At 72.9% G+C, this 16,395-nt stretch carries 13 protein-coding genes and 1 riboswitch; of the genes, 4 read left to right on the top strand and 9 right to left on the bottom strand.

Annotated elements, in window-relative coordinates; translation table 11 throughout:
- A partial coding sequence (locus ASD33_RS36195; protein WP_242427074.1) for a methionine adenosyltransferase domain-containing protein occupies positions 1–165 on the top strand: 165 nt, incomplete at its 5' end.
- Positions 166–235: 70 nt separating this feature from the next.
- Positions 236–1,177: a carbohydrate kinase family protein gene (locus ASD33_RS09545; RefSeq protein WP_199863500.1), complete on the top strand. Its 942-nt coding sequence runs from the start codon at positions 236–238 to the stop codon at positions 1,175–1,177.
- A gap of 64 nt (positions 1,178–1,241) precedes the next feature.
- Here the strand turns inward: ASD33_RS09545 and ASD33_RS09540 are convergent, their stop codons facing one another.
- The 4 genes from ASD33_RS09540 to ASD33_RS09525 form a co-directional block, all read right to left on the bottom strand.
- A complete protein-coding gene (locus ASD33_RS09540) occupies positions 1,242–1,889 on the bottom strand; it encodes a thymidine kinase (RefSeq protein WP_056556538.1) in 648 nt (215 codons plus the stop codon).
- A 52-nt stretch (positions 1,890–1,941) separates the two neighbouring features.
- Positions 1,942–3,147: a nucleotide pyrophosphatase/phosphodiesterase family protein gene (locus ASD33_RS09535; RefSeq protein ID WP_056556535.1), complete on the bottom strand. Its 1,206-nt coding sequence runs from the start codon at positions 3,145–3,147 to the stop codon at positions 1,942–1,944.
- Positions 3,147–3,743, bottom strand: a complete 597-nt coding sequence (locus ASD33_RS09530) for a DUF5998 family protein (protein WP_056556995.1) — start codon at positions 3,741–3,743, stop codon at positions 3,147–3,149. The genes ASD33_RS09535 and ASD33_RS09530 overlap by 1 nt, the downstream gene beginning before the upstream one ends.
- 186 nt (positions 3,744–3,929) lie before the next feature.
- A complete protein-coding gene (locus ASD33_RS09525) occupies positions 3,930–7,004 on the bottom strand; it encodes a GNAT family N-acetyltransferase (RefSeq protein WP_056556533.1) in 3,075 nt (1,024 codons plus the stop codon).
- 276 nt (positions 7,005–7,280) lie between these two features.
- Here ASD33_RS09525 and ASD33_RS09520 point away from each other — a divergent pair, with 276 nt between their 5' ends.
- Entirely contained in the window at positions 7,281–7,562 is a 282-nt protein-coding gene (locus tag ASD33_RS09520) for an HPr family phosphocarrier protein (RefSeq protein ID WP_024754966.1), read from the top strand.
- 210 nt (positions 7,563–7,772) lie between these two features.
- On the opposite strand, the gene ASD33_RS09515 is transcribed toward ASD33_RS09520, so the two are convergent.
- From ASD33_RS09515 to ASD33_RS09500, 4 genes are all read right to left on the bottom strand, one after another.
- A complete protein-coding gene (locus ASD33_RS09515; protein ID WP_056556530.1) occupies positions 7,773–8,456 on the bottom strand; it encodes a GntR family transcriptional regulator in 684 nt (227 codons plus the stop codon).
- 180 nt (positions 8,457–8,636) lie between these two features.
- On the bottom strand, positions 8,637–9,404 hold the full coding sequence (locus ASD33_RS09510) for a M23 family metallopeptidase (protein WP_056556527.1): 768 nt from the start codon (positions 9,402–9,404) through the stop codon (positions 8,637–8,639).
- A 12-nt stretch (positions 9,405–9,416) separates the two neighbouring features.
- Positions 9,417–9,581, bottom strand: a riboswitch (cyclic di-AMP (ydaO/yuaA leader).
- A gap of 201 nt (positions 9,582–9,782) precedes the next feature.
- The gene (locus ASD33_RS09505; protein WP_056556524.1) at positions 9,783–11,150 is read right to left on the bottom strand and encodes a pitrilysin family protein; all 1,368 of its coding nucleotides are present in this window, start codon (positions 11,148–11,150) and stop codon (positions 9,783–9,785) included.
- Between the two features lie 26 nt (positions 11,151–11,176).
- A complete protein-coding gene (locus ASD33_RS09500; protein ID WP_079044669.1) occupies positions 11,177–12,529 on the bottom strand; it encodes a pitrilysin family protein in 1,353 nt (450 codons plus the stop codon).
- 181 nt (positions 12,530–12,710) lie between these two features.
- On the opposite strand from ASD33_RS09500, the gene ASD33_RS09495 reads away from it, so the two are divergent.
- Positions 12,711–15,170: a DNA topoisomerase IV subunit A gene (locus tag ASD33_RS09495; protein WP_056556517.1), complete on the top strand. Its 2,460-nt coding sequence runs from the start codon at positions 12,711–12,713 to the stop codon at positions 15,168–15,170.
- 39 nt (positions 15,171–15,209) lie between these two features.
- On the opposite strand, the gene ASD33_RS09490 is transcribed toward ASD33_RS09495, so the two are convergent.
- Positions 15,210–16,274, bottom strand: a complete 1,065-nt coding sequence (locus tag ASD33_RS09490) for a GTP-binding protein (RefSeq protein WP_056556515.1) — start codon at positions 16,272–16,274, stop codon at positions 15,210–15,212.
- Positions 16,275–16,395 lie beyond the last annotated feature (121 nt).

Genomic DNA, 16,395 nt, shown 5'->3' with positions numbered 1-16,395 from the left:
GAGGTCTTCGACCTCCGCCCGGCGGCGATCATCCGCGACCTGGACCTCAAGCGCCCGATCTACGCGAAGACGGCGGCGTACGGCCACTTCGGCCGCGAACTGCCGGAGTTCACCTGGGAGCGCACGGACCGGGTGGACGCGCTGCGGACCGCGGCGGGGCTGTGACGTGCGGACCACGACGGAGGGCTCCCGGACGAGGATCGCGGTCACCGGCTCCATCGCCACCGACCACCTGATGACCTTCCCCGGCCGCATCACCGACCAGCTGCTCGCCGACCGGCTGGACCGGGTGTCGTTGTCCTTCCTGGTGGACGACCTGGAGATCCGGGAGGGCGGGGTCGCCGCCAACATCGCGTACGGTCTGGCCCTGCTGGGCCACCGCCCGCTGCTCGTGGGAGCGGTCGGCGCCGACTTCGCCCCGTACGGGGACCGGCTGGCCGCCGCGGGCGTGGACACCGCCGGCGTACGGGTCTCGGAGACCCGCCACACGGCCCGCTTCCTGTGCACCACCGACCCGGAGGGCAACCAGCTCGCGTCCTTCTACCCGGGCGCGATGGCGGAGGCGTCCGCGATCGACCTCGCGGAGGTCACGGGCGCCGGCGTGGACCTCGTACTGATCGGCGCGGACGACCCGGCGGCGATGCTCCGGCACACCCGTGCGTGCCGGTCGGCCGGGCTGCGCTTCATGGCCGATCCGTCGCAGCAGCTGGCCCGTCTCGACGGGCCGGAGATCCGTGAACTGGTCGACGGCGCCGACCACTTGTTCACCAACGAGTACGAGCACGAACTGCTGCTGCGGAAGACCGGCTGGACCCGGGACGAGGTCCTGGGCCGGGTCGGCACCTGGGTGACCACGCTCGGGGAGAAGGGCAGCCGGATCGAGCGCGCCGGGGAGCCTCCGCTGGAGGTGGCCGCGGCTCCGACGGTCTCGGTCGCCGACCCGACGGGGGGCGGGGACGCGTTCCGCGCGGGCTATCTGGCCGCGCTGGCGGCGGGCCTGGACGCGGTGCGGTGCGCGCGGACGGGCTCGGTGACGGCGTCGCTGGCGCTGGCCGCCGTGGGCACGCAGACGTACGAGGTCGACCCGGTCGCGCTGCCGGCGCTGCTGGCTGCGGCGTACGGCACGACGGCGGCCGGGGTCGCGTCGCGGGAGCCCGGGAGCGGCTCCCGCCGCTGACGGCTCCCGGGGCCGGGCGGCCACCGCTGACCGGCGGGGCCGTCCGGGTGAGTGCGGCCGGGCGTCAGCCGTTGACCGGCAGGACGTCCGGGGAGAGGGCGCCCGCGTGGGCGGAGGCCGAGGTCATGCGGCGGCGGTGGTGTCGGCGGCAGAGGACCTCGTAGCCGATCTCCTCCGCCGGGCGGTTCACGTCGCCGACGACGACCTGCTCGCCCTCGACGACCATCACGCCGCCGACCGTACGGGCGTTGTGGGTGGCGCGGGCGCCGCACCAGCACAGGGCCTCGACCTGGAGCTGCTCGATGCGGTCGGCCAGCTCGATCAGCCGCTGCGAGCCGGGGAAGAGCTTGGTCCGGAAGTCCGTCGTGATGCCGAAGGCGAAGACGTCGAGCCCGAGGTCGTCGACGATCCGCGCGAGCTGGTCGATCTGCTCGGGGGCGAGGAACTGCGCCTCGTCCACGATCACGTAGTCGGCCTTGCCGCCCTGGGAGAGCTGCGCGACGAGGTACGCGTACACGTCCATGTCCCGGGGGGCCTCGACCGCCTCCGTCACCAGGCCGAGCCGGGAGGACAGCTTGCCCTCGCCCGCCCGGTCGTCACGGGTGAAGATCACGCCCTGGAGCCCCCGCGCGTCGCGGTTGTGGGCGATCTGGAGCGCCAGGGTGCTCTTCCCGCAGTCCATGGTTCCGGAGAAGAAGACCAGCTCGGGCATGACGGGTCGGGGACCTTTCAGGTCGTGGGAGGGGAGAGTGTCCGGCGCGGGGTCAGGAACGGACTTCGAGCAGCGGAACGAGCTGCTCGGCGGGGGTCATGGACCCGTGCATGCCGACCATCGCGGACTCGTGGGGCTCGTTGACGGAGGCGGTGATCGCCACGTCGTCGTGGGCCGCGGCGACGACGTCGCCGATCCGGCCGTACACCCGCTCGTCGATCTCGTCGCCGAACCAGCCGAGCGAGATGGCCTCGTCGCGGCTCGCCACCCAGAACTGCTCGCCGATCACCTCGCGCCAGCAGGTGAGGACGTCCGCCTCGGCGCCGGGCACCGCGTAGACGTGCCGGGCACGTCCCTCGCCGCCGAGGAGGGCGACGCCGGCGCGCAGCTCCCAGTCCTCGTCGAAGTCGATGCGGTGCTGCTCGTCGAAGGGGATGTCGACCATGCCGTGGTCCGCCGTGACGTACAGCGCGGCCCGGGGCGGCAGCTGCTCGGCGAGCCGCTGCACGAGCCGGTCGACGAACATCAGCTGGCCGCGCCAGGCGTCGGAGTCGATGCCGAAGCGGTGTCCGGCGCCGTCGAGTTCGCTGTAGTACGTGTAGACCAGCGAGCGGTCGCCGGCGGCGAGCTGCTCGGCGGCGAAGTCCATGCGCTCCTCGCCGGAGAGCCGCCCGTGAAACGTTCCGCCGCTGAGCGCGACCTTGGTGAGCGGCGTCTGCGCGAAGATCGGGGACGACACCTGGGCGGTGTGGATCCCGGCCTCGTGGGCGAGCCGGAAGACGGTGGGGTACGGCTGCCAGACCTGCGGCGAGGTCCAGGGCTTCCAGCGGAGCTGGTTCATCAGTTCGCCGGTGTCCGGGTTGCGCACGGTGTAGCCGGGGAGCCCGTGGGTGCCCGGGTAGCGGCCGGTGCCGACGGAGGCCAGCGAGGTCGCGGTGGTGGCGGGGAACCCGGCGGTGACCGGGCGGCCCGTACCGCCGCGGGAGGAACCGAGGAGCGAGGTCAGGTACGGGGCCTCGTCCGGGTGGGCCCGGATCTGCTCCCAGCCGAGCCCGTCGATCAGGAAGACGCAGTTGCGGTCGGCCGGCGTCAGCTCGGCGATGCGCGGCGAGAAACCGGGCACGCCCTGCCCGGCGACCAGCGTCGGCAGCACGTCGCCGAGGGAGCCGAAGGTGTACTCGGGGACCGGCGCGGTCTCCGGGGCGAGCGGGACCGGGTCGTCGGGCCAGCCGTGGGTCACGGCGGTCGGCTGCACCATCAGCGGGTGGGGGCGGCGGTGGCCGCGATGGCTTCGGAGAGGGCCTGGGCGAAGGCGAGGGTCTGCCGGACGGTGTCCGGGCCGTCCCCGGCGTCGCTCACGCGCAGGCTGAGGTCGTCGGCGGTGGCGTTGCCGGTGTAGCCGTGGTCGGCGTCGCAGTTGGGGTCGCCGCAGGCGGCCGGCTCCAGGTCGATCCGGGAGACGGCGCCCCAGCCGATGGTGAGGACGACCTCGCGGGGCAGGGTGCCCGGCGTGTACGACTCCGGATTGGCGACCACCCGGCTGACGACGACCGACGAGATCCGGTCGAGCTTCACGGACTCGGTGGAGGTCGTGGCGTACGGCGTCGGGGAGCTGGTGTCGGCGGCCTGCTCGTCGGTGTGGCTGACGATGAAGCGGTGCGGCGTCAGGACGAGGACGGTCACGTGCCGCCGGACCTCGTTCGCGTCGAAGGTGGTCTCCTGGTGCACCACGTACGACGCGACGGCCTCACCGCCGACAGCGGCCTCCACCGCCTCGGCCACGAGGGCCGGGTAGTAGCCGCTGCGCTCGATCGCCGCGCGCAGCCCCTGGGTCGTCGTACCGCTCTTTGCCATGGACTCCATCCTAATCCGTACGCGAGGACGCCTTGGCCGATTGCGAAGGGCACCGGGCGGTTCGGGAGCGCGGGGGCTGTGACATCTGACTCCCTCGGGGCGGGAGGGGGCGTGACCGCGGGGTCGGCCCGGGGGTCGGGCGCTCCGGTCGGTCCTCCGCCCGCTCCGGGGGAACGGATCGGCGGGTCAGTAGTTCGGCAGGCTGCGGGGGCCGAGGTCGGTGCGGGGTGACGCTGGGGCCAGGCGGACCGTGGCGCCGAGGACGGAGAGGCCCCGGGGGGCCACGACCACCGGTTCCAGGGAGACGGCGACCACCTCGGGGTGGTCGTCGACGAGCCGGGAGACCCTGAGCAGGACCTCCTCCAGGGCCGGGGTGTCGACCGGGGCGGAGCCGCGCCAGCCGAAGAGCAGCGGCGCGGTACGGAGGGAACGGATCAGTTCGGCGGCGTCCCGGTCCGTGGCAGGAACCAGCCGGTGGGCGACATCGCCGAGCAGTTCCGACGCCGCGCCCGAGAGCCCGAAGGACAGCACCGCGCCGACGGCCGGGTCGATCGCGGAGCGCACGACCGTGTCGACGCCCCGGGGCACCATCGCCTGGACGACCGGCTGGAGCTCCTCCGGCTTGCCGAGGACCTCGGTCAGCTCCGCGTACGCCGTCCGGAGCTGCTGCTCCGTCGCCAGGTCCAGCCGTACGCCCCCGAGGTCCGGGCGGTGGCGGAGGTGCGGTGCGGTCGTCTTGAGGGCCACCGGGTAGCCGAGCCGGCCGGCCGCGGCGACGGCCGCGTCGGGGGTCGGCGCGGGCAGCGTCGGCAGGACGGCGATCCCGTACCGCGCGAGCAGTTCCCCGGCCTGCTCGGCGCCGAGCGTCACTCCCCGGGCATCGGCCTCCGCGCCGCCGAGCACCCGCTCGATGAGGGCGGCGGCCCCGACCTCGTCGATGTCCTCGTACGCGGGCACCCGCCCCGGCTCGGCCGCCTGCCGCCGCCACTGCCCGTACCGCACGGCCTCGGCCAGCGCCCGCACGGCCCGCTCGGCGGCGGGGTAGGCGGGGAGGGTGGTGGGGGGCGCCTGGTCGGGGCCGGTGGAGGGCTCCGCGGGGCCGGCGTCCGCCCGGTCCGGAGCGGTGGAGGGCTCCCCGGGGCCGGCGTCCGCCCGGTCCGGACCGGTGGGTGTCCGCCCGGGACCGTTGGAGGCCCGGCCGGATCCCGGCGCCGCCCGCTCCGGTGTCGGCGGCAGCGCTTCCCCGGCACCGGCCGAAGCCACGGTCCGACCATGCGTCCGCGGCGTCGCGGCCCGCAGCCCCGTCACCGCCCCCGCCGCCCGTCCCGGCCGCGTGCTCGTCGCGACCGCCAGGGCCTCCGCGAGGCCGCCCATCTCGACGTGGACGACGACGACCGGCTTCGTCGGGGCCGGGGCGGAGGCGACCGCCTCCCGGAGCGCGGCGGCGAGGACCTCCCCGTCGCCGAACTCGGTGGCGCCGTTCTCCCCGACCCAGGGAATCGCGTTCACGACGACCGCGTCCGAGGTCTCGTCGGCCAGCGCCGCCGCCAGCGCGTCCCGGAAGTCCGCGGGCACCGCCGACGTCGTCAGGTCGAGCGGGCGCAGCGGGCGCAGCCCTTCGGTGAGGCAGGCGTCGTACGTGAGGAGGCCGAGGGACTCGGAGTTGCCGAGGATCGCGACCCGCGGCCCGGCGGGCAGCGGCTGCGCGGCGAGCAGCAGCCCGGCGTCCACCAGCTCCGTGACGGTGTCGACTCGGATGACGCCCGCCTGCCGGAGCAGCGCGGAGACCGTGGCGTGCGGGATGCGGGTGACCGGGACGCGGTGGCCGGGCGGGGCGCTGCCGCTGTGCCGGGCGCCCTTGACGACCACGACCGGCTTGACGGCGGCGGTACGGCGGGCGAGGCGGGTGAACTTCCGCGGGTTGCCGATGGACTCCAGATAGAGGAGGACGACATCGGTCCCGGGATCGTCGTACCAGTGCTGGAGGAAGTCGTTGCCGGAGACGTCCGCGCGGTTGCCGGCCGAGATGAAGGAGGAGAGCCCCGCGCCCCGCCGATGGAGCCCGGCGAGGAGCGCGATGCCGATCGCGCCGGACTGGGTGAAGAGCCCGATCCGCCCGGCGGCCGGCATCTGCGGGGCGAGGGAGGCGTTGAGGCGGACGTCGGGGGCGGTGTTGATGATCCCGAAGGCGTTCGGTCCGATGATCCGCATGCCGTACGAACGGGCCTGGCGTACGAGCTCCCGCTGGCGCTCGCGTCCGGCGGCCCCGCTCTCGGCGTATCCGGCGGAGAGGACGACGAGTCCCCGCACCCCGTGCTCGCCGCAGTCGGCGACGGCCTCCGGCACCCGTTCGGCGGGGACGGCGATGATCGCGAGGTCGACGGGTTCGCCGATGGCGCCGACGGAGGGGTACGCGGGGACGCCGTCGAACTCCGCGGCAGCGGCCGCGCTCCCGTCCGCGGGAGCGTCGGCGGCCCCCTCCCCCAGCGCCGCGTTGACCGCGTACGCGCGTCCGGTGAATCCCGCGCCGAGGAGGTTGCGGAGCACCGTCCGGCCGACGCCCCCCGGGGCGCGCCCGGCGCCGACGACGGCCACGGACCCGGGGGTGAGGAGGCGCTGCACGGAGCGCGCCTCGGCCCGCTGTTCCCGGGCGCGCTGCACGGCGAGCGAGCGGTCGGTGGGTTCGAGGTCGAGGTGGAGGCGTACGGACCCGTCCTCGAAGCTGCGCTTCTGGGTGTAGCCCGCGTCCGTGAAGACCTTGATCATCTTGGTGTTGGCGGGCAGCACCTCGGCGGCGAAGCGCCGGATGTCCCGCTCGCGCGCGACGGCCGCGATGTGTTCGAGCAGGGCGGAGGCGACTCCGCGCCCCTGGTGGGCGTCCTGGACGAGGAAGGCGACCTCGGCCTCGTCGGCGGGGGCGGAGGCGGGCAGCCCGCGGTCGTCGATGCGGTCGTAGCGGACGGTGGCGATGAACTCGCCGCCGACGGTCGCCGCGAGGCCCACCCGGTCCACGAAGTCGTGGTGGGTGAAGCGGTGCACGTCCTTGGCGGAGAGCCGCGGATAGGGGGCGAAGAAGCGGTAGTACTTCGACTCGTCCGAGACCTGCTCGTAGAAGCTGACGAGCCGCTCGGCGTCGTCGGCCGTGATGGGCCTGATGCGCGCGGTGCCCCCGTCGCGCAGGACCACGTCCGCTTCCCAGTGGTCGGGGTAGCTGTGGTCCGGGTGGTCCGCCACTTCCGACTGCTCCGACGCGCTCTGCATGGGGTCAGCCTACGGCCGCGCCCCCGCCGCGGCACCGGCCGCGACGCCGCCTGCGCACCGGCCGTGCCCCGGTCCCCCTACCGGCCGAAACAGCAGTCGCGACACGGCCGTGACAGCAGTCGCGCGGCGGGGGTGTGCCGTGCAAGGTGGGAGCACGCCGGACGCGGCGCGGAAGGGCCCGAAGGCGGTCCGGTCCGGGTCCGAGGTCGGCACGAGCACGGAGCATCCCGTGAGAGACTGGTCTAGACAACCGCTTAAGACTTGAAGGGCAACACCATGGCTGAGCGCCGCGTCAACGTCGGCTGGGCCGAGGGCCTGCACGCCCGCCCCGCGTCCATCTTCGTCCGTGCCGCCACGGCTTCCGGCGTTCCGGTGACGATCGCCAAGTCCGACGGCACGCCCGTGAACGCCGCCTCCATGCTCGCGGTGCTCGGCCTGGGCGCGCAGGGCGGCGAGGAGATCGTCCTCGCTTCGGAGGCCGACGGCGCCGAGGTCGCGCTGGACCGTCTGGCGAAGCTGGTCGCGGAAGGCCTGGACGAGCTCCCCGAGACCGTCTGATCCGGGTCGACCCGACCCGCCCCGTACGACGAAGGGCCGTGTCCGCCGGAATCCCGGCGGACACGGCCTTTCGCGTTCCGCCGGGCTTCCCGCCCTGTCGCATGCCGCCCGATTTCCTGGCAGCGCGAAAGAACGGACGACGGCAAGCCGAATGACGGGCACCCCGAAATAGCCCCGCCGAATTCCTGTTCTTTGTATACGGTGCGCGCGTTAATTCCGGGCACTCGCCGTGTTGACGACATGTTGCGAAACCCTCACACGGCCGCGGTCCGGCCTCTTGAGCCGGTGCAGCGCCCGCGAGCGCTCCGCGTGCAGGGCCGTCAGCGCCCTCGCCCGCTCGGCGTCGCCCCGCGCCACGGCGTCCACGATCGCGCCGTGCTCGGCCCAGGCCTCCACCGGCCGCTCGGGCAGCTCGACCGCGTACATCCAGGCGATCTTGTGCCGCAGCTGGGTGAGCAGCGCCGTCAGCGCCGGACTCCCGGAGGCCTGCGCGAGCGTCTCGTGGAACCAGCCGCCGAGCGAGCGCAGATCCTCGCCCTGGCCGCGCCCGGCCCGCTCCTGCCCCAGCCTGACCAGGCCGCGGAGGACCTTGAGATGGGCCTCCGTGCGCCGCTGGGCCGCCCGCGCCGCCCCCAGCGGTTCGAGCAGCGCCCGCATGTCGAGCAGATCGGCCGCCTCAAGATCGGTGGGCTCGGCGACCTGCGCGCCCGCGTGGCGGCGGGTCACGACGAAGCCCTCGGACTCCAGGGTGCGCAGCGCCTCACGGACCGGGACGCGGGAGACCCCGTACCGCCGGGCGAGCTGGTCCTCGGTCAGCCGGCTCCCCCGCTCGAAGACTCCGGAGACGATGTCGTCCCGGATCGCCGTGCACACCGAGTGCGCGGGAATGCGCATGTCCGACCTCCGCCTTGGTCGCGCGAGACAATTCGATCGGCGCCTGTTCCGCGCCCGATCTGCGACTCTATTGCAGCCCGCCGGTATTTCCGATGGCCGCACGGAATATGAAGGGCTTTTGACCGACGAAAAGCCCCGGCTCAGCACGAGCCGGGGCTTTTGTGATGCGTGAGGTCGGTGTCAGACGTTGACGCCGCGGGCACGCAGGTAGGCCAGCGGGTTGATGTCCGAGCCGTAGTCGGGGCTCGTGCGCGCCTCGAAGTGGAGGTGCGGGCCGGTCGAGTTGCCGGTCGAGCCGGAGACGCCTATGTGCTGGCCGGGCTCGACGCTCTGGCCGACGTAGACCCCGATGGAGGACAGGTGACCGTACTGGGTGTACGTGCCGTCGTTCATCCGGATGACGATGTTGTTGCCGTACGCGCCGCCCCAGCCGGCCTCGACGACGGTGCCGGAGCCGACGGAGACGACGTTGCTGCCGTAGGCGGCGTGGAAGTCGATGCCGGAGTGGCTGCCGGAAGACCAGAGCGAACCGCCGGTCTTGTAGCCGGTGGAGACGTACGAGCCGTCGACGGGGAGCTGGAAGGAGGCCAGGCGGCGGCGCTCGGCCTCGCGGGCGGCGCGCTCCTTGGCCTCGCGGATCTCCTTGGCGCGGGCCTCGGCCTTGCGCTTCGCCTCGGCCTGGGCCTTCGCCTTGGCGGCGGCCTCGAAGGCCTCCCGGTCCTGGGCGTCGGCCTGGGCGTTGAGCCGGTCCGCGAGGGAGTCCTCGGTGATGACCCGGGTGAGGCCGGTGTCCTCGACGGAGCGGTTGTCCTCGGCGGCGAGCGCCGGGGAGGCGAGGGTTCCGATGACGCCGGTGGTGGCGAGCGTGGCGACGCCGGCGATGCCCGCCGTGCGGCGCGCCGTCCGGCTCGGAGCACGATGCTTCCCGGTGGCACGGGTGAACGCCATGGAGGGGCTGGTCCTTTCCTTCCTTCTCGCCTACCGGGTTAGCTGACGGGTTCGGAGCAGGAAGGTCTCCTACGAGCCCCTCCGTCGAGACGAAGGCGCCCGATTCACCCCAGGGACTACGTGTGGGTCCCCGGCTCCCCAGGCTCGCGCCTGACGGGGACTCGGCGATGACTGTCCGATGCCGCGGATGCGGCACGTGCAACTGACGAACAGCCGCACCGACGCTATGCGGATCGCCTGTCGATCACCAACCAGACACGCTTTTTGTAAGACATGCCACAGGGCATACGATGAGACTTGACCATCAATACGGACAAAACGGAGAACCCCGACGAACCATGCCGTCGGGGTTCTCCGTTGCCGGTTCGGCGACCGGAATCAGCCGGTCACGACCGTCACTTCGCCGATGCCGAGCGCGCGCACCGGCTCCGCGATCTCCGCCGCGTCACCCACCAGCACCGTGACGAGCCGGTCCACCGGGAAGGCGTTGACCACGGCAGCGGTCGCCTCGACCGTGCCGGTCTCGGCCAGGCGCGCGTACAACTGCGCCTGGTAGTCGTCCGGGAGGTGCTGCTCGACCTGGTCCGCGAGCGTCCCGGCGACGGAGGCGGCCGTCTCGTACTTGAGCGGCGCGACGCCCACCAGGTTCTGCACGGCCGTCTCGCGCTCCGCGTCCGTGAGCCCCTCGGCGGCCAGGGTGCGCAGCACCTTCCACAGGTCGTCAAGAGCCGGACCCGTGTTGGGGGTGTCGATGGAACCGCTGATGGCGAGCATCGCGGCACCGTTCCCCTCGGCGTCGGAACGGAGCACCTGCCCGAAGGCGCGCACGCCGTAGGTGTAGCCCTTCTCCTCGCGCAGGACCCGGTCCAGCCGCGAGGTGAGGGTGCCACCGAGGCAGTACGTGCCCAGGACCTGGGCCGGCCAGACACGGGCGTGCCGGTCGGCGCCGATGCGGCCGATCAGCAACTGCGTCTGGACGGCGCCGGGACGGTCCACGATGACGACCCGTCCGGTGTCGTCCGCGGTGATCGGCGGCATCGGGAGCGGCTCGGCCGGCTCGCCGGTCCAGGCGCCCAGGGTCTCGGCGAGAACCTTGTCCAGGTCGACGCCGGTCAGGTCGCCGACGACCACGGCGGTGGCCGTCGCGGGCCGGACGTGCGCCTCGTAGAAGGCGCGGACGGCGGCGGCGTCGATCGCCTCGACGGTCTCCTCCGTGCCCTGGCGCGGCCGGGACATCCGGGACGCGGCCGGGAACAGCTCCTTGGAGAGCTGCTTCGCGGCACGGCGGGCCGGGTTGGCCGTCTCGTGCGGGATCTCGTCCAGCCGGTTGCGGACCAGCCGCTCGACCTCGGTGTCCAGGAACGCCGGGGCGATCAGGGCCTCGGAGAGCAGCCCCAGCGCCTTCTGCAGCCGGGAGACCGGGACCTCCAGGGAGACCCGTACTCCCGGGTGGTCCGCGTGCGCGTCGAGCGTGGCGCCGCAGCGCTCCAGCTCCGCCGCGAACTCCTCGGCGCTGTGCTGGTCGGTGCCCTCGGAGAGCGCCCGGGCCATGATGGTGGCGACGCCGTCGAGCCCGGCGGGCTCGGCGTCCAGCGGGGCCGGCAGGAAGATCTCCACGGCCACGACCTGCTGGCCGGGACGGTGGCTGGTGAGGAGCGTCAGACCGTTGTCCAGGGCGCCGCGCTCCGGGGCCGGGAAGGCCCAGGGGCGGGCGACACCGGGCGCCGGCTGCGGGTGGAAGTCCATGCTCGTCAAAGACGCGGCAGTGTCGGTCACCGGTCCGCCCCCTCTTCCTCGTCGCTGTCGCTCTCGCTCTGTTCGGTCGCCAGGGGCTCGTAGACCAGCACCGCGCGGTTGTCGGGGCGCAGCTTGGCCGCGGCGGCCGCCCGCACCTCGTCGGCGGTGATGTCCAGGACGCGGTCCACGGCCGTCAGGGCGAGCTGCGGGTCGCCGAACAGCACGGCGAAGCGGCACAGTTCGTCGGCGCGGCCCGCGACGGTGCCGAGCCGGTCGAGCCACTCGCGCTCCAACTGCGCCTGCGCGCGCTCCATCTCCTCCGGCGTGGGGCCCTCGGCGGCGAACCGGGCCAGCTCCTCGTCGACGGCCGCCTCGATCTGCGGGACCTCGACACCTCCGGAGGTCTTGACGTCCAGCCAGCCGAGCGAGGGCGCCCCGGCGAGCCGCAGCAGGCCGAAGCCGGCGGCGACGGCCGTGCGGTCCCGGCGGACCAGCCGGTTGTGCAGGCGGGAGGACTCCCCGCCGCCGAGCACCGTCAGGGCCAGGTCGGCGGCGTCGCACTCGCGCGTGCCGTCGTGCGGCAGCCGGTAGGCGGCCATCAGCGCGCGGGCCGGGACCTCCTCCTCGACGACCTCGCGCAACTGCTCGCCGATGACCTCGGGGAGGTCGCCGGAGCGCGGTGCGGGCTTGCCGTCGTGGCCGGGGATGGAGCCGAAGTACTTCTCGACCCAGGCGAGGGTCTGCTCCGGGTCGATGTCGCCGACCACGGACAGCACCGCGTTGTTCGGGGCGTAGTACGTGCGGAAGAAGTTCCGCGCGTCCTCCAGGGTGGCCGCGTCCAGGTCGGCCATGGAGCCGATCGGGGTGTGGTGGTACGGGTGGCCCTCCGGGTAGGCGAGGGCGGTCAGCTTCTCGAAGGCCGTGCCGTACGGCACGTTGTCGTAGCGCTGGCGGCGCTCGTTCTTGACGACGTCCCGCTGGTTCTCCATGGACTCGTCGTCCAGGGCGGCGAGCAGCGAGCCCATGCGGTCGGCCTCCAGCCAGAGCGCGAGCTCCAGCTGGTGCGTGGGCATGGTCTCGAAGTAGTTGGTGCGCTCGAAGCTCGTCGTGCCGTTGAGCGAGCCGCCGGCGCCCTGCACCAGCTCGAAGTGCCCGTTCCCGTGGACCTGCTTCGAGCCCTGGAACATCAGGTGCTCGAAGAGGTGGGCGAGACCGGTGCGGCCCTCGACCTCGTGGCGCGAGCCGACGTCGTACCAGAGGCAGACCGCGGCGACCGGGGTCAGGTGGTCCTCCGAGAGCACCACGCGCAGGCCGTTCGCCAACCGGTGCTCGGTCGCTGTCAGGCCGCCGGAGCCGGCCTCGGCCGTGGCCGTGTGACCCATGGGCATGTACGTCCCTTCGATCGCGATGTGAAAAAGTCCTGCCACTGTATGCAAGCGCGCCGACACCTGGCGAAGTTCCCGCCCCTTCCAGATGTCCCTCTTCCGGGTCGCGGTCGGCGTTGTCGGTGGCACGGTCCACAATGGTCCGCGTCAGATCAACCTTGTTGGTGAAGGAGCCGCAGCCGCGATGGCCCGCCGCAGCACGAAGACACCGCCGCCGGACGACGCGTTCGAGGAGCGAATCCTCGACATCGACGTCGTCGACGAGATGCAGGGCTCCTTCCTCGAGTACGCGTACTCGGTGATCTACTCGCGCGCCCTGCCCGACGCCCGGGACGGCATGAAGCCCGTCCAGCGCCGCATCGTCTACCAGATGGGCGAGATGGGGCTCCGCCCCGACCGCGGCTTCGTCAAGTGCGCCCGTGTCGTCGGCGAGGTGATGGGCAAGCTCCACCCGCACGGCGACGCGTCGATCTACGACGCGATGGTCCGCATGGCGCAGCCCTTCTCCATGCGCCTGCCGCTCGTCGACGGCCACGGGAACTTCGGTTCCCTCGGGAACGACGACCCGCCGGCCGCCATGCGGTACACCGAGTCGCGGATGGCCCCGGCCGCGCTGCTCATGACCGAGTCCATCGACGAGGACACGGTCGACTTCGCCCCGAACTACGACGGCCAGGAGCGGGAGCCGGTCGCGCTCCCCGCCGCGTACCCGAACCTGCTGGTCAACGGCGCGTCCGGAATCGCGGTCGGCATGGCGACCAACATGCCCCCGCACAACCTCGGCGAGGTCATCGCGGCCGCCCGCCATCTGATCCGCCACCCGGCAGCCGACCTCGAGACGCTGATGCGCTTCGTGCCCGGCCCCGACCTGCCGACCGGCGGCCGGATCGTCGGCCTGTCCGGCATCAAGGACGCGTACGAGTCGGGCCGCGGCTCGTTCAAGATCCGCGCCACGACGAGCGTGGAGACCGTCACGGCCCGCCGCAAGGGCATCGTCGTGACCGAGCTGCCCTTCACGGTCGGCCCCGAGAAGGTCATCTCCAAGATCAAGGACCTGGTCGGTTCCAAGAAGCTCCAGGGCATCGCGGACGTCAAGGACCTCACCGACCGCAGCCACGGCCTGCGTCTGGTCATCGAGATCAAGAACGGCTTCGTGCCCGAGGCGGTCCTGGAGCAGCTCTACAAGCTGACGCCGATGGAGGAGTCCTTCGGCATCAACAACGTGGCGCTGGTCGACGGACAGCCCCTCACCCTCGGCCTCAAGGAGCTCCTGGAGGTCTACCTCGACCACCGCTTCGAGGTCGTCAGGCGCCGCTCCGAGTTCCGCCGCACCAAGAAGAGCGACCGGCTCCACCTGGTCGAGGGCCTGCTCGTCGCGCTGCTCGACATCGACGAGGTCATCCGGCTGATCCGGGAGAGCGAGAACTCGGCGCAGGCCAAGGAGCGCCTGATCGAGCGCTTCTCGCTGAGCGAGATCCAGACCCAGTACATCCTGGACACCCCGCTGCGCCGCCTCACCAGGTTCGACCGCATGGAACTGGAGACCGAGCGCGACCGGCTCAACGGCGAGATCGACGAGCTGACCGGCATCCTCGACTCCGACGCGGAGCTGCGCAAGCTGGTCTCGGCGGAACTGGCCGGGATCGCCAAGAAGTTCGCCACGGACCGGCGGACGGTCCTCCTGGAGTCGGCGGGCGCGCCCGTCGCCGCCGTGTCCCTGGAGGTCGCGGACGACCCCTGCCGGGTGCTGCTCTCCTCCACCGGCCTCCTGGCCCGTACGGCGACGGCGGAGCTGCCCGCGGTCGACCCGGAGGCGCCCCGCGTCAAGCACGACGTGATCCTGTCGGCGGTGGCCGCCACCCAGCGCGGCGACGTCGGCGCGGTGACCTCGGCCGGCCGGCTGCTGCGGGTCGCGGTGATCGACCTGCCGCAGCTCCCGGACACGGCGAGCGCCCCCAACCTGGCGGGCGGCGCGCCGCTCTCCGAGTTCCTGTCCCTGGAGACGGACGAGACGGTGATCTGTCTCACGACGCTCGACGAGTCGTCGCCGGGGCTCGCCCTCGGCACGCTCCAGGGCGTGGTGAAGCGGGTGGTCCCGGACTACCCGGCGAACAAGGACGAGCTGGAGGTCATCACCCTCAAGGAGGGTGACCGGATCGTCGGCGCGACCGAGCTGCGGACCGGCGAGGAGGACCTGGTCTTCATCACCTCCGACGCCCAGCTGCTCCGGTACCCGGCCTCGCAGGTACGGCCCCAGGGCCGGCCGGCGGGCGGCATGGCGGGCGTCAAGCTGACGGCGGGCGCCGAGGTGCTCTCGTTCTCGGCGGTCGACCCGGCGGCGGACGCCGTCGTCTTCACCGTCGCGGGCTCCACGGGCACCCTGGACTCGTCGGCGGGTACGTCGGCGAAGCTGACGCCCTTCGACCAGTACCCGCGCAAGGGGCGCGCGACCGGCGGTGTCCGCTGCCAGCGCTTCCTGAAGGGCGAGGACGTGCTGATCATGGCCTGGGCGGGTACGACCCCGGCCCGCGCCGCCCAGAAGAGCGGCGCCCCGGTGTCCCTCCCGGAGGCGGACCCGCGCCGCGACGGTTCGGGGACACCGCTCCCGCAGCCGGTCGACGTGGTGGCGGGCCCGGCGAGCTAGACCGGAGCGGAGAGGGAGGGGCCGGAGGGGGCCGGTGGGTCAGGACGCCTCCGGCTCCTGCCCCGGCTCCTCCTCCGTCTGCCGTACGTACCGCAGGACGCCCCACATGCCGTGTTCGTCGGGGGCGTCCTGCGGGCCGTCCAGCTCGCAGGAGGCGAGCTCCTTGCGCAGTCCGGCCGCGTCGACGCCGGAGCCGATCAGCACGAGCTGGGTGAGGCGTTCCTCGCCGGCGGGCCAGGGCTCGGGGTAGAAGCGCAGGAAACGGCCGACCGCGTGCACGGTGTAGCGGTTGTCCGGGTCGGCGGCGCCGAAGTCGACGAAGCCCTTGATCCGGTAGAGGCCTTCGGGGCGCGAGTCGAGGAAGCCCATCAGACGGCGCGGGTGCAGCGGGGTCGAGGCCGTCACCGAGAGGCTCTCGTAGGCCGCGTGCGGATGGGCGTGACCGTCCTCCTCGGAGCCGTACAGGATGTCCTCGATCGACATCTGCCCCTCGATCTCGTCCTCCGGAACGACCCGGTCGAAGAGCAGCTCCGGATCCACGCGCCCGTGGGAGGCCTCGACCACGGCGGCCCGCCCGGCGAGCCCGGCCACCGCCTCCCGTACGCTCCGCAGCTCGTCCGCGCCCACCCGGTCGGCCTTGTTGACGACGACGAGGTCGGCGAGGGCGAGGTGCCGGTCGGTCCCGGGGTGCCGCCGCCGGGTGGCGGAGAACTCGGCCGCGTCGACGACCTGGACCAGCCCGCCGTACACGACCCGCTCGTTCTCGCTGGCCAGCACCATGCGGACCAGTTCCTCCGGCTCGGCGAGTCCGCTCGCCTCGATCACGATCACGTCGAGCCGGGACTCGGGGCGGGTGAGCACCTCCAGGTACTCGTCCAACTCGCTCGCGTCGACGGCGCAGCACAGGCAGCCGTTGCCGAGCGACACGGTGGAGCCGGCCTGCCCGGCGACGGTCATCGCGTCGATGCCGATGTCACCGAAGTCGTTGACCATGACGCCGATACGGGTCCCCCGGGCGCTGCGCAGCAGATGGTTGAGGAGCGTGGTCTTCCCGGCCCCGAGGAACCCGGCCAGAACGACCACGGGAATCTGCTGCGTACTCAAGGGACGTGCCTCCGCTTCCTTCACCCCCCACGGCCGCGGGGAAACCCCCAGAATAGGCACCCACCCGGCGGCCCCTGGGGACGCGACGGCCACGGCACCCCTGCGGGCGGCCACGGAAACG

This window comes from Streptomyces sp. Root1304 (assembly GCF_001426405.1).
Lineage (GTDB): Bacteria > Actinomycetota > Actinomycetes > Streptomycetales > Streptomycetaceae > Streptomyces.
The sequence above is the reverse complement of the archived record's forward strand: the minus strand, read 5'-3'. Positions and strand labels throughout refer to the sequence as shown.